The organism is Micromonospora sp. NPDC047756, from assembly GCF_055587245.1.
Genome location: NZ_JBVJGQ010000010.1, coordinates 239,758 through 257,143 on the forward strand (window position 1 = coordinate 239,758; position 17,386 = coordinate 257,143).

At 71.3% G+C, this 17,386-nt stretch carries 16 protein-coding genes; 13 read left to right on the forward strand and 3 right to left on the reverse strand.

Annotated elements, in window-relative coordinates; all coding sequences use genetic code 11:
- Window positions 1–17: 17 nt before the first annotated feature.
- A complete protein-coding gene (locus ACZ6NZ_RS30515) occupies window positions 18–911 on the forward strand; it encodes an SWIM zinc finger family protein (RefSeq protein ID WP_465861295.1) in 894 nt (297 codons plus the stop codon).
- 46 nt (window positions 912–957) lie between these two features.
- Here ACZ6NZ_RS30515 and ACZ6NZ_RS30520 read toward each other — a convergent pair whose 3' ends face one another.
- Window positions 958–1,215, reverse strand: a complete 258-nt coding sequence (locus tag ACZ6NZ_RS30520; RefSeq protein ID WP_355023388.1) for a DUF3040 domain-containing protein — start codon at window positions 1,213–1,215, stop codon at window positions 958–960.
- 431 nt (window positions 1,216–1,646) lie between these two features.
- Between ACZ6NZ_RS30520 and ACZ6NZ_RS30525 the strand changes: the two genes are divergently transcribed.
- The 5 genes from ACZ6NZ_RS30525 to ACZ6NZ_RS30545 are packed head-to-tail and all read left to right on the forward strand — an operon-like array spanning window position 1,647 to window position 7,898.
- Complete coding sequence (locus ACZ6NZ_RS30525) at window positions 1,647–3,728, forward strand: DUF1800 domain-containing protein (protein ID WP_366608931.1); 2,082 nt, start codon at window positions 1,647–1,649, stop codon at window positions 3,726–3,728.
- 8 nt (window positions 3,729–3,736) lie between these two features.
- Complete coding sequence (locus ACZ6NZ_RS30530; RefSeq protein ID WP_366608930.1) at window positions 3,737–5,119, forward strand: DUF1501 domain-containing protein; 1,383 nt, start codon at window positions 3,737–3,739, stop codon at window positions 5,117–5,119.
- Window positions 5,116–6,534 carry a ferredoxin reductase family protein gene (locus tag ACZ6NZ_RS30535; RefSeq protein ID WP_465861296.1) on the forward strand — a complete coding sequence of 473 codons (1,419 nt, stop codon included), beginning with the start codon at window positions 5,116–5,118 and terminating at the stop codon, window positions 6,532–6,534. Before ACZ6NZ_RS30530 ends, ACZ6NZ_RS30535 begins: the two co-directional genes overlap by 4 nt.
- 13 nt (window positions 6,535–6,547) lie before the next feature.
- Entirely contained in the window at window positions 6,548–7,126 is a 579-nt protein-coding gene (locus tag ACZ6NZ_RS30540; RefSeq protein ID WP_465861297.1) for an FMN-binding protein, read from the forward strand.
- Window positions 7,127–7,175: 49 nt separating this feature from the next.
- Complete coding sequence (locus ACZ6NZ_RS30545; protein ID WP_465861363.1) at window positions 7,176–7,898, forward strand: FAD:protein FMN transferase; 723 nt, start codon at window positions 7,176–7,178, stop codon at window positions 7,896–7,898.
- Window positions 7,899–8,354: 456 nt separating this feature from the next.
- Here ACZ6NZ_RS30545 and ACZ6NZ_RS30550 read toward each other — a convergent pair whose 3' ends face one another.
- Window positions 8,355–9,026 carry a bifunctional DNA primase/polymerase gene (locus tag ACZ6NZ_RS30550; RefSeq protein ID WP_366608927.1) on the reverse strand — a complete coding sequence of 224 codons (672 nt, stop codon included), beginning with the start codon at window positions 9,024–9,026 and terminating at the stop codon, window positions 8,355–8,357.
- Window positions 9,027–9,274: 248 nt separating this feature from the next.
- Between ACZ6NZ_RS30550 and ACZ6NZ_RS30555 the strand changes: the two genes are divergently transcribed.
- The 7 genes from ACZ6NZ_RS30555 (at window position 9,275) to mctP (ending at window position 15,999) form a co-directional block, all read left to right on the forward strand.
- Entirely contained in the window at window positions 9,275–10,504 is a 1,230-nt protein-coding gene (locus tag ACZ6NZ_RS30555) for a helix-turn-helix domain-containing protein (RefSeq protein ID WP_366608926.1), read from the forward strand.
- Window positions 10,505–10,520: 16 nt separating this feature from the next.
- A complete protein-coding gene (locus ACZ6NZ_RS30560; protein WP_238690551.1) occupies window positions 10,521–11,093 on the forward strand; it encodes a flavoprotein in 573 nt (190 codons plus the stop codon).
- A gap of 118 nt (window positions 11,094–11,211) precedes the next feature.
- A complete protein-coding gene (locus ACZ6NZ_RS30565) occupies window positions 11,212–12,048 on the forward strand; it encodes a Nif3-like dinuclear metal center hexameric protein (RefSeq protein WP_465861365.1) in 837 nt (278 codons plus the stop codon).
- A complete protein-coding gene (locus tag ACZ6NZ_RS30570) occupies window positions 12,038–12,775 on the forward strand; it encodes a zinc ribbon domain-containing protein (protein ID WP_465861298.1) in 738 nt (245 codons plus the stop codon). The genes ACZ6NZ_RS30565 and ACZ6NZ_RS30570 overlap by 11 nt, the downstream gene beginning before the upstream one ends.
- A 3-nt stretch (window positions 12,776–12,778) precedes the next feature.
- Window positions 12,779–13,954 (forward strand): bifunctional RNase H/acid phosphatase, encoded by a 1,176-nt coding sequence (locus ACZ6NZ_RS30575; RefSeq protein ID WP_465861299.1) that lies wholly within the window; start codon window positions 12,779–12,781, stop codon window positions 13,952–13,954.
- A 153-nt stretch (window positions 13,955–14,107) separates the two neighbouring features.
- Window positions 14,108–14,350 (forward strand): DUF3311 domain-containing protein, encoded by a 243-nt coding sequence (locus tag ACZ6NZ_RS30580; protein ID WP_238680505.1) that lies wholly within the window; start codon window positions 14,108–14,110, stop codon window positions 14,348–14,350.
- The gene (gene mctP, locus ACZ6NZ_RS30585; RefSeq protein WP_465861300.1) at window positions 14,350–15,999 is read left to right on the forward strand and encodes a monocarboxylate uptake permease MctP; all 1,650 of its coding nucleotides are present in this window, start codon (window positions 14,350–14,352) and stop codon (window positions 15,997–15,999) included. The genes ACZ6NZ_RS30580 and mctP overlap by 1 nt, the downstream gene beginning before the upstream one ends.
- 890 nt (window positions 16,000–16,889) lie before the next feature.
- Here mctP and ACZ6NZ_RS30590 read toward each other — a convergent pair.
- Window positions 16,890–17,351 carry a MarR family winged helix-turn-helix transcriptional regulator gene (locus tag ACZ6NZ_RS30590; protein ID WP_465861301.1) on the reverse strand — a complete coding sequence of 154 codons (462 nt, stop codon included), beginning with the start codon at window positions 17,349–17,351 and terminating at the stop codon, window positions 16,890–16,892.
- Window positions 17,352–17,386 lie beyond the last annotated feature (35 nt).

The window sequence follows — 17,386 nt, forward strand, 5'->3', positions numbered from 1 at the left end:
CGCAGCGGAGTGCCGACGTGAGCGACTTCGCCGATTACGGGCGTCCGCGTCGGGTCGACGGGGGCCTGCGGGCGCGCAGTGCCCGGGGCGCGATCGGCCGGTCCTGGTGGTCGCGGCGGTTCCTGGAGGTGCTGGAGTCGTTCGCGCTCGGCACCCGGTTGACCCGGGGCCGGTCCTACGCGCGGGCCGGTCAGGTGCTCACCCTCGACATCGCACCCGGGCGGGTCAGCGCGGTGGTGCAGGGCTCCCGGCCGAAGCCGTACCAGGTGTCGATCGCGCTGGAGCCGTTCCCGGCGGCGCTCTGGTCCCGCATCGAGGACGAGCTGGCCGGGCAGGCGTTCTTCAGCGCCCGGCTGCTCGCCGGGGACCTCCCCGACGAGTTGGAGGAGCTGTTCGCCGCCGCCGGCGCGCCGCTCTTCCCGGCCGGGGTGGACGAGCTGACCCAGCGTTGCAACTGCCCCGACTTCGCGGTGCCGTGCAAGCACCTCGCGGCCACGTTCTACCTGCTGGCCGAGGCGTTCGACGCGGACCCGTTCGAGCTGCTGCACTGGCGCGGTCGGTCCCGGGCGGAGTTGCTCGACGAGCTCCGGGCCCGGCGGGCCGCGACCACCGGTGCCACCCCACCGATCGACCCACCGTCCGGACCGGACGGTATCGAGTCGACTGTGGACGTCGTGGCGCCGGTCGGCGCCGCCCGGGCGCTCGCCGGGCTGTCGGCGACGCCGCTGGCGGATACGGCGGACCGGTTCTGGTCAGCGCCGGTGCCGCTGCCGGATCGGCCGCCCCGACTGGTGACCGGCACCGACCTGCTGCTGCGACAGCTCGGAGCGCCGGCCCCGGCCATCGGTGGGCCGGGACTGCTCGAACGGTTGCGCCGCGCGTACCGGGCCTTCGGCCCGGCTGACAGGTGAGCTGTCACGTCCACCGGTGCAGGCGTCCCGTCGAGCGGTTCACCAGTCAGGTCCAGCGGCGGCGGAACCGCCACATGATGGCGGCGTTGACCACCAGCACCACCGCGCAGATCGCGCCGGTGAGTCGACCGGCGAACACGGCTATCGCCGGCAGCGACGCCCACAACACGATGGTCAACAACATCAGGTAGCGGCCCCTGCGGGCTCGGACCCGGTGGTCCAGCCGCTTGAAGAAGGCCGGGTCACTTTCCCGGAGCTGACGGGTGATCTGGTCGAATCTGCGCTGATCCTCTTTGCTGAGCATGGCGCTGCCTTCCCCTCACGCGTTCAGCGGTTCGGCGGCATACCCGCTGCGGTGGTGGCTCACGCTCGCCCGCTGCTGCTACTTTTCCTCCACGCGAGCGCGCTTCACGTCCGGCTTACCTGAACCTTAAGTTTGCCTTTGGTGGTGAACGGCGCCGAAACTGTCGCGTACGGCGGCGAGGTCCGATCCGTACTCGGCTGGCGCGCGTCCTCCCTGCTGGGAAGGTCTGCGGGCAGGTCCGTCCCACCGCCCACCGTCGCGGTCGCGCTGAGGCGTGTCTTAAGTGCCCTCCCGAGTGGGTTCCGGCCACCTTGAAGGGCCCTGGGGCCTTGGTTACCTTGCCGTAGCAACCCCCTCAGGCAACAGTCGCCGCACCTGCCGCACCTGCCCGGTAGCAGCTTCCGGCGCTCATCAGAAATCGGGATTGGTACATGGCCGACCAGAATGTGCCACCACGTCGACCGCGGGACGACCGCGGTTGGGACGGACATCAGCACCCCAGCGCTGACGGCTACGGCGACCCCCACCCGCCAGCGCCCTACGGCTACGACTCGCCCCACCCCTACCAGGGCGGCTACGCCGCGCAGGCCGACCCGCGTGAGCAGTACGCCGGGCAGCCCGCGCCCGCTCCGCGTGGTCCGCAGTGGGTCGGCCCGGAGGGCCTTGGCCGTCCGGCCCCGGCGCGACCGGCCGGCACCGGACTGCCCACCCTCGACGATGACAACGAGCCGGATCGCAAGGTCGGCCGACGTAAGGCGATGGTGGCCCTCGGCGGCACCGCCGCCGTCGTCGCCGGTGGCGCGGCGCTCGCCATGACTCCGCAGATCCGCGGCCTCTTCGGCGACGAGGCGGCGGCCGGCGACGCGACCGGCAGCACGGTCACCGACGGCACCGCGGCGCGGCCCAGCGGCCAGCAGCCCAGCACGGTGCGTACCTACACCGAGCAGAACGAGAGCTACATGGGCTCTCGCGCCGGTGAGGCGCTGAAGAAGAACGCGCCGGCCGGTGGGCGGACCTTCTCCGGCCCGGCCGCCGCCGCGGCGGCGACCACTGTGACAGTGAAGACGGTGCTGGCCAAGGACCCGATCCTGCACCTGGCCCGGCGCACCACCTTCGGCGTGACGCCCGCGGTGGTCGCCGACATCAAGCGCGAGGGCATGGACGCCTGGATCCGCGCCCAGCTGGACCCGGGGAAGTTGGAGCCGAGCAAGGGTGAGCTGAAGCTCGCCGAGCTGCCGACCCAGAAGCTCTCCGTGCAGCAGCTGCGCGACCAGCGGGACAAGCTCAACGAGCAGGACGCCCACCCGGAGCGGGAGATGGTCGACGCCACCATCGCCCGGCAGATCTGGTCCAAGCGCCAGCTGTTCGAGGTGATGGTCGACTTCTGGAACGACTTCCTGCACGTCGCCGCCGACTTCGACGGCGGCGAGGTGTACCGCAACTCGTTCGACCAGGACGTCATTCGCAAGCACGCGCTGGGCAGCTACCCGGAGATGCTGGTCGCCGCGAACAAGCACCCGGCGCTGCTGATCTACCTGAACCAGAAGGACTCCCGCAAGGACGCGATCAACGAGAACCTCGCCCGGGAGAACCTCGAGCTCTACTCGGTCGGCGTCGACGGCGGCTACAAGGAGCCCGACGTCCGGCAGGCCGCCATGTTGCAGACCGGCCGCGGCGTGGACGACAAGGGCAAGTACGTCTTCCGCCCCGAGCAGCACTACGTCGGCAAGGTGAAGATCCTCGGTTTCACCCACGCGAACAACTCGGCCGACCCGAAGAAGGCCGAAGCGGCGATCGACGCGTACATCACCTACATCGCGACGCACCCGTCGACGGCGAAGTACGTGGCGCAGAGCCTGGCCACCCGGTTCGTCTCGGACACCCCGCCGAAGTCCCTGGTGGACCGGCTGGCCAAGACGTACACCACGAACAAGGGCATGATCAAGCCGGTCCTGATGACGCTCTTCTGCTCCTCGGAGTTCTGGGCCGGGGTGGGCCAGAAGGTGCGCCGGCCGATGGAGTACCTGGTCGCCACGTACCGCACCCTGGGCGTCTCGCCGGACGCGTCGCCGAAGCACAACAACGGCGACAGCAAGCGCACCGCGTACGCCCGGGGGCTGCGCCAGATCCACGACAAGATGCGCGAGCTGGGCCAGTCCCCGATGGGTCACCCGACCCCGGACGGCTACCCGGACGTCTACGTCGCCTGGACCTCGGCCGGCACGATGGTCAACGGCTGGAACGAGGCGGGCGAGATCCTCGCCGGCTACCGCACCACCTTCACGTACACGGCGCCGGAGAAGCTGGTGGCCAAGCCACCGGCGACCGCCGGGGCGTACGTGGACGCGCTCTCCCAGCGGCTGGTAGGCCAGAAGTTGAGCACGCGGGAGAAGAACCTCATCCTCGGCGTGGCCGGTGTGGCGGCGACCACCAAGGTCGACGCCACGTTCAACGGGGCCATCACCGCCGTCGCGCGGGCGATCCTCGCTTCCCCCCAGCACCACCTCCGGTGAGGCACCCGATGGAGAAGACTGTGTACAACTCTTTCCCCCTGCACCCCGAATGCCCCGACGTGCGCCGGCTGGCCGACAACCCGGCCGAGGCTCTGCTGCGCGCCGAGGCGGACATCGTCGCCGCCGAGAACGCCGCCGAGTTCGACAGGTACCGCACCCTGGAGAACCTGGAGGAGGCCCAGCAGGACGGTCGCGGCGTGACCCGGCGGACCTTCGTCGCCGGTGCCGCGGCCACCGCCACCGCGTTGGCCACCGCCCAGTTCGTCACCACCTCGGCGTCGTTCGCGGCGACCAAGACCGGCACCCTGATCCACGTCTTCCTCTACGGCGGGCTGGACGGCCTGAGCCTGATCGCGCCGGACAACGACGCGGTGCTCAACAAGGCCCGGCCCGACCTGCTGCTCGGCAACGACTCGCTGGCCCTGGGCCGCGGCTTCAAGCTGACCGGCGCGTTCAAGCCGCTGGAGAAGTGGCTCACGGCCGGTCAGCTGGGCTTCATCCCGGCGGTCTCCGACGAACGGCTGTCCCGCAGCCACTTCCAGGCCGCCGACGCCTGCAACCTGGGCGGGCTGCCCAACGAGACCGGCGGTCGGGGTTGGCTCGACGGTCTGGTCGACAACCTGGGCAAGGGCACCGCGTTCCGCAGCGTCGGCATCGGCAGCACGCTGCCCCGCTCGCTGGTCGGCAACAACGGCGCGCTCTCGCTGAACAACGTCGGCTCCCTGCGGCTCAACGGTGACGACAAGTTCCGGGCCGCCACTGAGAAGGCCATCAAGGGGCTCTTCACCGGGATCAACCACCCGGTCGAGGACGCCGTCCAGGAGGGCATGGGCGCGCTGGCCACCGCCCAGAAGCTCGCCGCCAAGCCGTACCAGCCCGCCGAGGGCGTCAAGTACGAGGGCGTCGGCAACGCGTTCCAGCAACTCGCCCAACTGATCAAGGGCGGTGCCAACGTCCGGGTCGCCACCGTCGGCATGGGTGGCTACGACACCCACGAGAACCAGGGCACCCGCGAGGGCGGCCAGCTGTACCGCCGGCTCAACGAGCTGGCCAACGCGATGGCCGCCTTCTTCACCGACCTCGGCCCGAAGGCCGCCGACGTGACGATCATGGTGTCCAGCGAGTTCGGCCGTCGGGTCGGCTCCAACAACAACGGCACCGACCACGGGCACGGCGGTGTGGTCACCCTGCTGTCCGGCAAGAAGCTGGCCGGCTCGCTGCTCGGCACCTGGAACGGTCTGGACAAGCTGGACTCCGGTGACGTGCCGGAGTACAACAACATGTTCAACGTCTACGGCGCGGTGGCGCAGGGCCGGTTCGGGCTCACCAACGCGGAGGTCGACAAGGTCTTCCCCCGCCAGAAGTACGCCCCGATGAAGCTGTACGCGTGACGTATTCGCACACCCACGCCGCCGGCCGTCGTACCGGGACCTCGTCCCGGCGCGGCGGCCGGTCGGCGGTACCCGTACCCCCGCAGATCCCGGCCCGGCGCGGGCCCGGCGGCCGACGGCTGCTGGGCGTGCTGCTCCTGGTCGGCCTGCTCGCCAGCGTGGTGCCCTGGTGGCTGGGCACCCCGGCCGGATCGCTGCGGACCACCGCGGCCACCGTCACCGCCGCCGGCCGGATCACCGGCCTGGTCGCCGGCTACCTGCTGTTGGTGCAGGTGCTGATGATGAGCCGACTGCCGGTGCTGGAACGCTGGATCGGCGGCGAGCACATGGCCCGCTGGCACCGGGACATCGGCGCCACCCTGCTGGTCACCGTGCTGGCGCACATGTCGCTGATCCTGGTCGGCTACGCCGACCTGCGTAACCAGTCGATCCTCGCCGAGGTCGGCACGTTGCTCGGCGACTACGAGGACATGGTCTCGGCGTTCGTCGCCACCGGCATCATGGTGCTCGTCGGGTTCAGCAGCATCCGGGCGATCCGGCGGGCGCTGCCCTACGAGCTGTGGCACCTGCTGCACCTGTCCAGCTACCTGATCCTGTTGCTCGGCTTCGGCCACCAGTTCACCCACGGCGCGCAGCTCTACAAGCCCGGCCCGGTACGCACCGGCTGGATCGCGCTCTACCTGCTGGTGGTCGCCGCCCTGCTCTGGGGGCGCGTGATCGCACCGCTGGCGTTCAACCTGCGCTACAAGCTGCGGGTCGCCGACGTGGTCGCCGAGAGCCCCGACACCATCTCCATCTACCTCACCGGGGAGCGGCTGGGCCGGCTGTCGATGCTCGGCGGCCAACACTTCCGCTGGCGGTTCCTCACCCGGGGCTGCTGGTGGCAGTCGCACCCGTTCTCCGTCTCCGCCGCCGCCAACGGCCGCTGGCTGCGGGTCACCGTCAAGGTGGTCGGCACCCACACCGCTGACCTGCGCGACCTGGAGCCGGGCACCCGGGTCTGGGCCGAAGGCCCGTCCGGAACCTTCACCGCAGCGCACCGGCTCCGGGAGCGGGCGCTGCTGATCGCCGGTGGCAGCGGCATCACGCCGATCCGGGCCATGCTGGAGGAGCTGCCGCCGGGCGCCGCGCTCATCTACCGGGCCCGCACACCCGCCGACGTGCTGCTCAACCGCGAATTGGACTGGCTGGCCCAGGAACGCGACACCTCCGTCTGGTACGTCATCGGCTCCCGCGACGACCCCGGCCCCCGCCAGCTGATGAGCCCGGACGGGCTGCGGCAACTGGTGCCCGACGTGGCCCGGCGCGACGTCTACCTCTGCGGGCCGCCCGGTTTGGTGGAACAGTCGGTGCGGGCACTGCGGCGGGCCGGCGTGCCAAGACGGCAGATCCACCTGGCCACGTTCGAGCTGTAGGAAGGGCATCCCCATGCGTCGCGCGCTCCTCGCGATCACCGGCCTGGCCGCCAGCACCACCGCGCTTGTGGTGTTCAAGGGCTCGCCCGGCACCAGCCAGGTCGCCCAGAACCTGCCGACCGCCCAGCCGGTCAACCCCACCCCGCAGGAGGTCGAGCCGAGCGCCGACCCGTCGGGCGGAGCGCCGAAGCCGTCGGAGACCGCCGACGCGCCGCCGTCGCCCAAACCCACGAAGAGCACCGGCCGTCCGTCCGGCACCCGCACCACCACGAAGGCCGCACCCCGGACCACCACCAAGGCACCCCAGTCGACCACCCGCCGGGTCACCGGCAACGGCTTCGACAACGAGTACGGGTACGTGCAGGTCCAGATCGTCGTCTCGGGTAGCCGGATCGTCGAGGCCGTCGCCCTGTCGCTGCCCAGCGGGGGTGAATCCGACATCCACAGCGGCGACGTCCGCAACCGTTACGACGGCAGGGGCGGCGAGGTGGTGCAGAAACAGAACGCGAACCTCAACACCGTCTCCGGTGCCACCGAGACCAGCAACTCCTACAAGCAGTCGCTGCGGTCCGCCATCGAGCAGGCCTTCTGACGTGCGGGCCACGCTGACGCGACCCGGGCTGTGCCGCGTCGAGCAGATCATGGGTACGGCGATCACCCTGGACCTCGCCGACGACCTGCCCCCGGCGACGCTGCGCGAGCTGGCCGACGAGGTCTTCGCCTGGATGCACGAGGTGGACGCGCGGTTCAGCACCTACCAGCCGGACAGCGAGGTGTGCCGCTTCGACCGTGGTGAGGTGCTGCTCTCCGAGGCGTCCGCTGACCTGCGGTACGTGCTGGAGACCTGCGCCGACCTGTGGGGCGCCACCGACGGGTTCTTCGACGCGTACGCCACCGGTCGGCTCGACCCGTCCGGCTTCGTCAAGGGCTGGGCCGCCCAGGTCGCCTCGGACCGCCTCGTCGCCGCCGGTGCGGTCAACCACTGCGTGAATGCCGGCGGCGACGTACGGGTGCGGGGTCTGTCGCCGTCCGGGGAGCCGTGGCGCATCGGTATCCGGCATCCGTGGGACGCGATGGCGGCCTGCCTGGTGCTCAGCGGGACCGACCTGGCGGTGGCCACGTCCGGCGTGTACGAACGCGGCCGGCACGTTTTGGACCCGCGCCGGGGCGCGCCGGCCAGTGGGCTGCGCTCGGTGACGGTGGTCGGCACCGACCTCGGGGTGGCCGACGCGTACGCCACCGCCGCCCTGGCCATGGGCACTCCCGGCCTCAACTGGCTGGCCCGCCTGGACGACCACACCCACGCGGCGATCACCGACAACGCCCGCGAATACCACTCGTCCAACCTCCCCCTAACCAACTAGCCCGCCCGCCCTCCCACCCCCTCCACGCCCCGTCCCACCCCCGCGATCTTGCACTTGCGGTTGGCGTTCTGTCCCTGTGCGTGGAGATTGTCGGGACAGAAAGTGCAAGATCGCGGAAAGTCGGGGCGGGGTAGGGCGGCGCGGGCGGGGCTGGGGAGGGGGAGGGGGAGGGGGAGGGGGAGGGGGGTGGTTAGCGGAGGGGGCGGTGGGTGCTGGCTGGGCGGGAGCCGGTGGGGCGTGGGCGGCCGGGGCGGGACCCGGACGGGCGGGTGCCGGCCCAGCGGCGCCCCGGGTGGCTGCGCCGGGGCGGCTCGGTGCCGCCAGGGTGAGGCGCTCTGTCGTTTGTGGACATCGTTCCCCCGTTCGTGGCGCGCGTTCGCACCGTCCCCCTGTCAACGAGGACCGACGCCTCGGCGACGCTGTCGGGCACCGGATCGAATCTCGACCGGGCCGGTCTCACATACCTCGCCGAGGCAGCGGCAGATGACCGGGGAGCAGGTCAGGGGCGAGCGTTACCCCGGCGGCGCGCAGCGCCCCGATCAACGTGTTCTGCACGAGGTACGAATCCGGAAGCTGCCAGCGGGCCTGCTCCGGGGCGACCGCCCAGCGGACCGTGCCCTCCGGCAGCCGGGTGGGCGGCGCGGGGATCCACGAGCCCGGCCCGTGCCGCACCACGTGGAAGCAGTGCTCCAGCTCCGGCCTGAGCGGGTCGCCGGGGCGAACCAGGAACATCCACCGCCCGGTGGGCGTGACCAGCACCGGTCCGCGTACGCCGGTGCCGGCCGGGTGGATCTGGACGGCGTCGAGCACGTGCCGGCCGAGGTGGGCGGGCACCTCCAGCACGTCGAAGGCGCGGCCGGTGGGCAGCAGCACCCCGTGCGGTCGGCTCCGCCACCAGGTCGCCACCCGGGCCGGGTCGGTGCTGGCGGCCAGCTCCCAGTTCTCCAGGGCGGGGTGGCAGCCCACTGTGGGGCAACCGGCTCGGCCGCAGACGAACCGGCTGCGGGCCAGACAGGCCCCCGGGGTGACCTCCCAGCCGTGTACCGCGTACCGGATGGCGACCCGGCGCAGCCGGACCCGTTCCAGCGGCGACAGTTCGGCAACGCGCGGTACGACATTTCCCCACATGTGTGCCATCTCCTCTCGTCGGGCCCGGCTTTCACCAGGTCGCATGTCGAGCACCGTCACTGCCGTAACCCACGCTCGTTGAGGTTGACGAACGGCTCGTGCAACTTGCACGAAAAGTACGAGGGGTACCTGTCCGGCTGACGTACATCCTGTGCGACCAGCCAAAACCTGAACATGAACGGCAGTCGCCGCACCCGCGGACATCGCCCCGACTCGATTGGTCGTCGGTGGCAGGGGAGGATGGGGAGATGGACGAGCTACCCATAGGACGGCGAGTGGCCTACTGGCGGGGGCGGCGCAAGATGTCGCAGCAGGTCTTCGCGGACCGGCTGGGCAAGTCCAAGAGCTGGGTGGACAAGGTCGAACGCGGCGTCCGCCGGTTGGACAAGTTCTCCGTCCTCTACGAGATCGCCGACATCCTCCAGATGGACGTGCAGCTGTTGATGGGCAAGGACCCGGAGCGGCGCGCCGACGCCCTCAACTGCATCGACCAGGTCGAGGTGCAGGAGATCCGGGCGGCGCTGGAACGCTACGACTCGATGAGCGCGTACTTCGACGCGGCGCCGTACCCGCCGCCGATGGACGACATGCGCAAGGCCGTCAACCACGCCTGGCTCACCTATCAGTACGGCCGCTACGGGATGCTCACCCGGGCGCTGCCGAAGCTGCTGCGCGACGCCCAGGCGGCTGACGCCGCGTACGGCGGTGAGCAGGCCGCCGAGGCGGCCCACCTGCTCGGGCAGGTCTACCAGATCGCCTCCTCGGTGCTGCGCAAGCTGGGCGAGTGCGAGCTGGCCTGGTTGGCCGCCGACCGGTCGATGGCGGTGGCCCAACGGGCCGACGACCCGCTGCTCGCCGGGATCGCCACCACCCGGGTGTGCAACGCCCTGGTCGCGATGGGGCGGGCCCGTCCCGCGCTGGAGCTGAACGTCCAGATCGCCAACCGGCTGGCACCGGGTGGAAGCAACGCCGTCTCCCCGGCCCGCCTCTCCGTCTACGGGATGCTGCTGCTGCAGGGCGCGATGGCCGCGTCGCGCATCGGTGACTCGGCCAGCGTCGACGACCTGATCAACTGCGCGCAGGAGGCCGCCACCCTGCTCGGCGGCGACCACAACCACTACTGGACGTCGTTCGGCCCGACCAATGTCGAACTGCACCGGGCCGCCGCCGCCGTGGAGCTGGGCGACGGGGGGCGGGCCGTGGAGGTGCACCAGTTGCGCATCGCGGAGCCCTCCTTCAACGCGCTGCTGCCCGAGCGCCGCGCCCACCACCTGCTCGACATCGCCCGCGGCTACGCCCAGATCGGTGACGTGGCGAACGCCGGCGAGATGCTGTTGCTCGGTGATCGGCTCGCCCCGTCGGAGATCCGCTGCCGACCGATCGCGCACGAGGTGATGTCCGACATCCTCCGTCGCACACGTGGTGCGCCGCCTTCTCCGGTAGCGGAGTTGGCTGAGCACATGGGAGTAGGGGTATGAGCGCGGAGCCGGTCTGATGGCCGGTGCAGCGCACAACAGCGGGCACCGTGAGGTGCTGTACGTCATCGCCTGCGGCTCGCCGCTGGCCCGACACGTCGGTCGTCTGGTCGACCTCGCCCAACAGGACGGTTGGGACGTCTGCGTGGTCACCACGCCGGACGGCGCGAAGTTCGTCGACCAGTCGGCCCTGATCCGGCAGACCGGCCACCCGGTGCGGACGCACTACAAGAACCCCGGTGACCCGGACGTGCTGCCGCCCGCCGATGCCATGATCGTCTGCCCGGCCACCGTCAACACGGTCAACAAGTGGGCCGCCGGGATTACCGACACGCTGGCGCTCGGGCTGTTGGTCGAGGCGCAGGGCAAGGGCGTCCCCATCGTGGCGGTGCCCTACACCAACGCGGCGATGGCCTGCCACCCGGCGTTTCGGGCCGGGGTGGCCCGGTTGGCCGAGTGGGGCGTCACGGTGCTCTTCGGTGACGACGTGATCGCCCTGCACCCGCCCGGAACGGGGGAGCAGCACCTGCACGCCTTCCCCTGGGCGATGCCGCTGGCCGCGTTGCAGACCGTCTCCTGGAGCGCCGCGTAGCGGGTCCGGCAGATCTTCCACCCGACGCGGCCGGGCCGGGTGTCACCGCCCGGCGGCCCGGACGCCGGTAAGCTGGCCCGCCGTGAGCACAAGCGGATCCGCCCCCACAGTCAGCGACGTGGTGGCCGCGCTGGAACGGCGTTTTCCGCCGGTCTGGGCGGAGGAGTGGGACCGGGTGGGCCTGGTGCTCGGTGAGCCGGCCGCTCCGGTCCGACGGGTGCTCTGTGTGGTCGACGTGGTGCCCGAAACCGTCGACGAAGCCCTCGCCGCCGAGGCGGACATGATCGTCTCGCATCACCCGCTGCTGCTGCGCGGGGTGTCGTCGGTCGCCGCGACGACCTTCAAGGGGCGGATCATCCACCGGTTGATCCGGGCCGGGACGGCGCTGTACGCGGCGCACACCAACGCCGACGTGGCCTCCCCGGGCGTCTCCGACGCCCTCGCCGCCCGCTTCGGGCTCACCGGTCTGCGCCCCCTCCAACGACCCGCGCCCGGCTCGCCCGCCCACGGCGACGACAGGGGTTTCGGCCGGATCGGCGAACTGCCCGAGCCGATGACCCTCGCCGAACTGACCCGGCACGCGGCGGCGGTGCTCCCCGTCACGTCCTGGGGAGTTCGCGCGGCGGGGGATCCCGGGCGTATGGTTCGTACCCTCGCCGTCAGCGGCGGGTCGGGGGACAGCTTCCTCGGCGCCGCGACCGCCGCCGGGGTGGACGCGTTCCTCACCGCCGACCTGCGGCACCACCCGGCCGGCGAGCACCTCGCCGCCGATGGTCCCGCCCTGATCGACGCCGCCCACTGGGCGACCGAACGACCGTGGCTGGACGACCTGGCCGCCTTCCTCCAGGAGGCGCTGGGCGTCGAGACGCTGGTGTCCGACCTGGACACCGACCCGTGGACCGTGCACGCCGCCGCACCCGTTGTGGACGACAAGGAGCCCGACCGTGAAGGCTGACCCTCAGGTGCAGCGCCGCCTGCTCGACCTCCAGGCGATCGACACCAACCTCGCCCAGCTCGCCCACCGCCGGCGTTCGCTTGCCGAGCGGGCCGAGCTGGAGTCGCTGGCCCGGGAGTTGTCGTCGATGGAGGACGAGCGGGTTCGCGCCCAGGTGGCGGTGGACGACCTGGACCGGGACATCGCCCGGTTGGAGAAGGACGTCGAGCAGGTCCGGGCCCGCAAGGAGAAGGACGAGAACCGGCTGGCCGCCGGCACCGGCCCGGCCCGCGAGCTGGAAGCGCTCCAGCACGAGCTGGTCTCGCTCAAGCGCCGCCAGGGCGACCTGGAGGACGCCGAGCTGGAGCTGATGGAGCAGCGGGAGACCGCGCAGGGCGTACTGGACGGCGTGGAGCAGCGGCTGGCCGAGACCCGGGACAAGCGGGCCGCGACCGAGCAGCGCCGCGACGAGGCGCTGGCCGAGATCGCCAAGGAGGAGGAGTTCAAGCGGGGGGCCCGTCAGCCGCTCGCCGCCGATCTCCCGAGCGAGCTGGTCAACCTCTACGACAAGATCCGCGAGGACACCGGGTTGGGTGCCGCGCTGCTCACCGCTGGCCGCTGCGGCGGGTGCCGCCTGGAGCTGTCCGGCGCCGACCTGGCCCGCATCCGCAAGGCCGCCCCCGACGACGTGGTCCGCTGCGAGGACTGCCGACGGATCATGGTCCGCACCAACGAGTCGGGCCTGTAGGTCGTGGCGCCGCGCGTCGTCTCCATCGAGGCCGACGGTGGGTCCCGGGGCAACCCCGGCCCCGCCGGCTACGGCGCGGTGGTCCGCGACCCGGAGACCGGCGAGGTGCTCGCCGAGCGGTCCGAGTCGCTCGGCACGACCACCAACAACGTCGCCGAGTACCAGGGCCTGATCGCCGGGTTGACCGCCGCCGCCGAGCTGGGCGCCGCCGAGGTGGACGTCCGGATGGACTCCAAGCTGGTGGTCGAGCAGATGTGCGGCCGGTGGCAGATCAAGCACCCCGGCCTGCGGCCCCTCGCCGCCCAGGCCGCCGCGCTGGTCGGCCGGTTCACCGCGGTCCGGTTCAGCTGGATTCCGCGCGAGCAGAACCGGCACGCCGACGCCCTCGCCAACGCCGCCATGGACGCCGCCGCGGGCCGTCCGCCGGCGACCGCGGCCCCCGCCCGTCCGGCGACGACCGCGGCCACCGACCAGCCCTCGACCACGCCGGCCGCCCCGATCGTCGGCAGCGACCCGGCGACCGCGCCGGCGTCCTGGGAGCCCCGGCCGAGCTTCACCGCCACCCGGCTCATCCTGGTTCGGCACGGCGAGACTCCGTACACCGAGCAGGGGCGCTACTCCGGGCGCGGCGACGTGCCGCTGTCCGAGCGCGGCCGCGCCCAGGCGCAGGCCACCGGCGCCCGGGTGGCCGAGCTGGCCCCGTCCGTCGCGGCCGTGCTCAGCTCACCGTTGTCCCGGTGTACGGCCACCGCGGCGTCGATCGCCGGGGCGCTCGGTGACGTGCCGGTCCGCACCGACGACGACCTGATCGAGTGCGACTTCGGCCAGTGGGAGGGACGTACCTTCGCCGAGGTGCGCCAGCAGTGGCCGGGGGAGATGGACGCCTGGCTCGCCTCACCCCGGATCGCGCCGCCGGGCGGTGAGTCGTTCACCCAGGTCGCCGAACGCGCGCACCGCGTCATCAGCGGGCTGCTGACCGCGTACCCCGGTGAGACGGTGGTGGTCGTCTCGCACGTCTCCCCGATCAAGCTGGCGCTGCGCGACGCCCTCGCGGCCGGCGACGGCTTCCTGCACCGGCTCTTCCTGGACGCGGCCGGCATCTCGGTGTTCGACATGTGGCCGGACGGCGGCGTGGCGGTGCGCACGGTCAACGACACCGCCCACCTCGCGGCCCTCTGAGCCGTTCACCCTTCGGCTGGTGGCCTGCGCCGTTCGGCGCAGGCCACCAGCCGTTCGGCGCAGCACCTTCCGAACGGGTCACGTGACGCCCATCACAGAGTCGTAGCCTCCGGCCGTTGCATCGAAAGCCACGACTCCCCGGAGGTGTGTCAGATGGCTGCACCCGAACCGGAGGCGCCGCCCACGGCGCCGACCAGGGCAAAGGACCACAGCCCCTGGAACTGGTTGCTCTTCATCCCCATCGTGGTGCCGCTGATCCCGGCGTTCTTCAATGGCGACTCGCCCCGGGTCTTCGGCTTCCCGCGCTTCTACTGGCTGCAACTGGCCTTCATCCTGCTCGGCGTCGGCACCACCACGTTGGTCTACCAGATGACGAAGAAGCGGGGTGGCTCCTGATGTGGCGCGACCATCTCACCGAGATCATCGTCTTCTCCCTGCTGTTCCTCCTGGTCAGCGTGATGGGCTTCGTGGCGGCCCGCTGGCGGGCACCGAAGGACATGGCGCACCTGGACGAGTGGGGGCTGGGCGGGCGCAGCTTCGGCGGCTGGATCACCTGGTTCCTGGTCGGTGGTGACCTCTACACCGCGTACACCTTCGTGGCGGTGCCGGCGTTGATGTTCGGTGCCGGCGCGGCCGGGTTCTTCGCCGTGCCGTACACCATCGTGATCTATCCGTTGGTGTTCCTGGTGCTGGTCCGGCTCTGGTCGGTGTCGCACCGGCACGGGTTCGTCACGCCGGCCGACTTCGTCCGAAAGCGCTTCGACTCGCCGGTGCTGGCCCTGCTGATCGCCATCACCGGCATCGTGGCCACCATGCCGTACATCGCGTTGCAGCTGGTCGGCATCGAGGCGGTGCTCAAGACGATGGGGGTCACCGGCGACAACGCGCTGGCCCGGCACCTGCCGATCATCATCGCGTTCGCCATCCTGGCCGCCTACACGTACCAGTCCGGGTTGCGCGCGCCCGCGCTGATCGCGTTCGTCAAGGACAGCCTGATCTACATCGTGATCCTGGTGGCGGTCATCTACCTGCCGTACAAGCTGGGTGGTTGGGGTGACATCTTCGCCGCCGCGGACGCGAAGTTCGACGCCTCGCCCAACCCGAACGACGGCATCCTGCTCAACGGCAACAACCAGCTCCAGTACGTGACGCTGGCGTTCGGCTCGGCGTTGGCGCTCTTCCTCTACCCGCACAGCATCACCGGTGTGCTGGCCAGCCGGAACCGTGACGTGATCAAGCGGAACATGTCGGCGCTGCCCGCGTACAGCCTGCTGCTCGGGTTGATCGCGCTGCTCGGCTACATGGCCATCGCGGCCGGCGTGAAGCCGTTGCCCGGCAGTTCGGCCGGCTCGGTGGACAACAACACGATCGTCCCGCTCCTGTTCGACCAGCAGTTCCCGGACTGGTTCGCCGGTGTCGCGTACGCGGCGATCGGCATCGGCGCGCTGGTGCCCGCGGCGATCATGTCGATCGCGGCGGCGAACCTGTTCACCCGCAACATCTACAAGGAGTACCTGAAGCGCGACGCCTCCCCGGCCCAGGAGGCGAACGTCTCGAAGATCACCTCGCTGGTGGTCAAGGTCGGCGCGGTGGCCTGCATCGTCTTCCTCGACCCGCAGTTCTCCATCGACCTCCAACTGATCGGTGGCGTGATCATCCTGCAGACGCTGCCGGCGGTGGCGCTGGGCCTCTACACCCGCTGGTTCCACCGCACCGGCCTGATCGTCGGCTGGGTGGCCGGCATGGGGCTGGGCATGTGGATGCTCTACCAGGTGGCCAGCCCGACCCGGAAGCACTTCGGCGGCTCGGCGTTCCCGCTGTCGGAGTTCGGGTTCGACACCACCAAGACGATCTACGTCGGCATCGTGGCGGTGGCCGTCAACCTGGCCGTGGCGGCGCTGGTGACGCTGGCGCTGCGGGCCGCGAAGGCGGACGACGGAGTCGACGGCACCGAGCCGGACGACTACTTCGCCGACGAGGGCGACGCCCGCGTCACCCCCGGCACCGAACGCGACGCCGACCCAACCCGCGAACCAGTCGCCTGACCGAAGGTACGCCCGGGTGCCGACGCCGGTCGGTGCCCGGGCGTATCTGTGGCCCAGTGGTCTGAGGTCCAGTGGTCTGTGTCCGGTGGTCTGCGTCCGGTCGACTGGGGCCTGTCGTCGGCGGGGTGGTCGTCGGGCGGGGTGGTCGGCGTCGTGGGTTGGTCATCGTCGTGGGGTGGTCATCGCGCGGGGCGTCGTCGCGGGGTGGTGACGTGGTTTCGGACGCTATCGAGCTGATGCCGCAAACGAATCATGCGCCCTCCGATAGAGGCAGCCAGGGCCGGCGGGGTCAGCGAGGGCCGGCGGGTCAGCGAGGGCCGGCGGGTCAGCGAGGGCCGGCGGGTCAGCGAGGGCTGGCGGGTTCGGCGAGGGCTGGCGCCGTCAGGGAGGGCTGGCGGGTTCGGCGAGGGCTGGCGCCGTCAGGGAGGGCTGGCGGGGTCGGCGAGGGTTGGCGCGGGTCAGGGAGGGCTGGCGGGTTCGGCGAGGGCTGGCGCGGTCGGCGAGGGCTGGCGGTGTCAGCGAGGGTTGGCGTAAGGCAGCGACGGCTGCCGGGCCGGGCCGACGGCCTGGCGCGCTTCGACTCCAAGATCGTGCTCGATCCTTGTTGTAGTGGCGTCGGGCCATGCGGGAGGCCACTACAACAAGGATCATGCGCGACCTTGGCGGTGGAAGGAGCTTCCGCGTCGGTCCGCCAGGGGCGGTGGTGCTTCTGCGTCCTACGCCGCCGGGCCGGCGCGGCGCACCGCGGAGATCGTGCTCGATCATTGTTGTAGTGGTGTCGGGTCGTGCGGGAGGCCACTACAACCAGGATCGTGCGCGATCTTGGCGGTGGGAAGAGCTTTCGCGCGGCCGGATGGCGCGGTGAGCCAGGCCACGATCCGCCACGCGTGTCAGCGGCGGCGGTTGCGGTCTACCAGGGCCTGGTTGAGGCGGCTCAGCAGCCGGGCCAGGGTCTCCCGGTCATCGGCGGTCCAGTCGGCGAGCATGTCCCCGTAGAGCCGGGTGCGGGCGGCCTGGACGGCGGCCATCCGTTGCAGACCGGTCGAGGTGGGGGAGATGACGGTGCCGCGGCCGTCGGACGGGTCCGGGGTACGGGTGATCAGGCCGTCGCGCTGAAGCGCGGACACCTGCCGGGTGACTGTCGAGCCGTCCAGGTTGAGCCGGGCGGCGAGCGCCGAGACGTTCTGCGGGCCGGCGTCGGCCAGGTGGCGCAGGATGACGTACGCCGCGCGGTCCAGCACCCGGTGCTCGGCGGTGCCGGTGGCCCGTCGGGTGGCCTCGCCGAAGCGCATCAGCAGGGCCACCTCGGTCTCGATCTGGCCGAGGGTGCTCTCGTCAGGGTCGTCACTCATAGCTGTATCATACAGAATAAGTACCTGTACGATAC

What these genes read in the sequence shown, in the direction of transcription:
- ACZ6NZ_RS30520 (WP_355023388.1), bottom strand. Translation starts at nt 1,215, where the DNA reads ATGCTCAGCAAAGAGGATCAGCGCAGATTCGACCAGATCACCCGTCAG.
- ACZ6NZ_RS30525 (WP_366608931.1), top strand. Translation starts at nt 1,647, where the DNA reads ATGGCCGACCAGAATGTGCCACCACGTCGACCGCGGGACGACCGCGGT.
- ACZ6NZ_RS30530 (WP_366608930.1), top strand. Translation starts at nt 3,737, where the DNA reads ATGGAGAAGACTGTGTACAACTCTTTCCCCCTGCACCCCGAATGCCCC.
- ACZ6NZ_RS30540 (WP_465861297.1), top strand. Translation starts at nt 6,548, where the DNA reads ATGCGTCGCGCGCTCCTCGCGATCACCGGCCTGGCCGCCAGCACCACC.
- ACZ6NZ_RS30545 (WP_465861363.1), top strand. Translation starts at nt 7,176, where the DNA reads ATGGGTACGGCGATCACCCTGGACCTCGCCGACGACCTGCCCCCGGCG.
- ACZ6NZ_RS30550 (WP_366608927.1), bottom strand. Translation starts at nt 9,026, where the DNA reads ATGTGGGGAAATGTCGTACCGCGCGTTGCCGAACTGTCGCCGCTGGAA.
- ACZ6NZ_RS30555 (WP_366608926.1), top strand. Translation starts at nt 9,275, where the DNA reads ATGGACGAGCTACCCATAGGACGGCGAGTGGCCTACTGGCGGGGGCGG.
- ACZ6NZ_RS30560 (WP_238690551.1), top strand. Translation starts at nt 10,521, where the DNA reads ATGGCCGGTGCAGCGCACAACAGCGGGCACCGTGAGGTGCTGTACGTC.
- ACZ6NZ_RS30580 (WP_238680505.1), top strand. Translation starts at nt 14,108, where the DNA reads ATGGCTGCACCCGAACCGGAGGCGCCGCCCACGGCGCCGACCAGGGCA.
- mctP (WP_465861300.1), top strand. Translation starts at nt 14,350, where the DNA reads ATGTGGCGCGACCATCTCACCGAGATCATCGTCTTCTCCCTGCTGTTC.
- ACZ6NZ_RS30590 (WP_465861301.1), bottom strand. Translation starts at nt 17,351, where the DNA reads ATGAGTGACGACCCTGACGAGAGCACCCTCGGCCAGATCGAGACCGAG.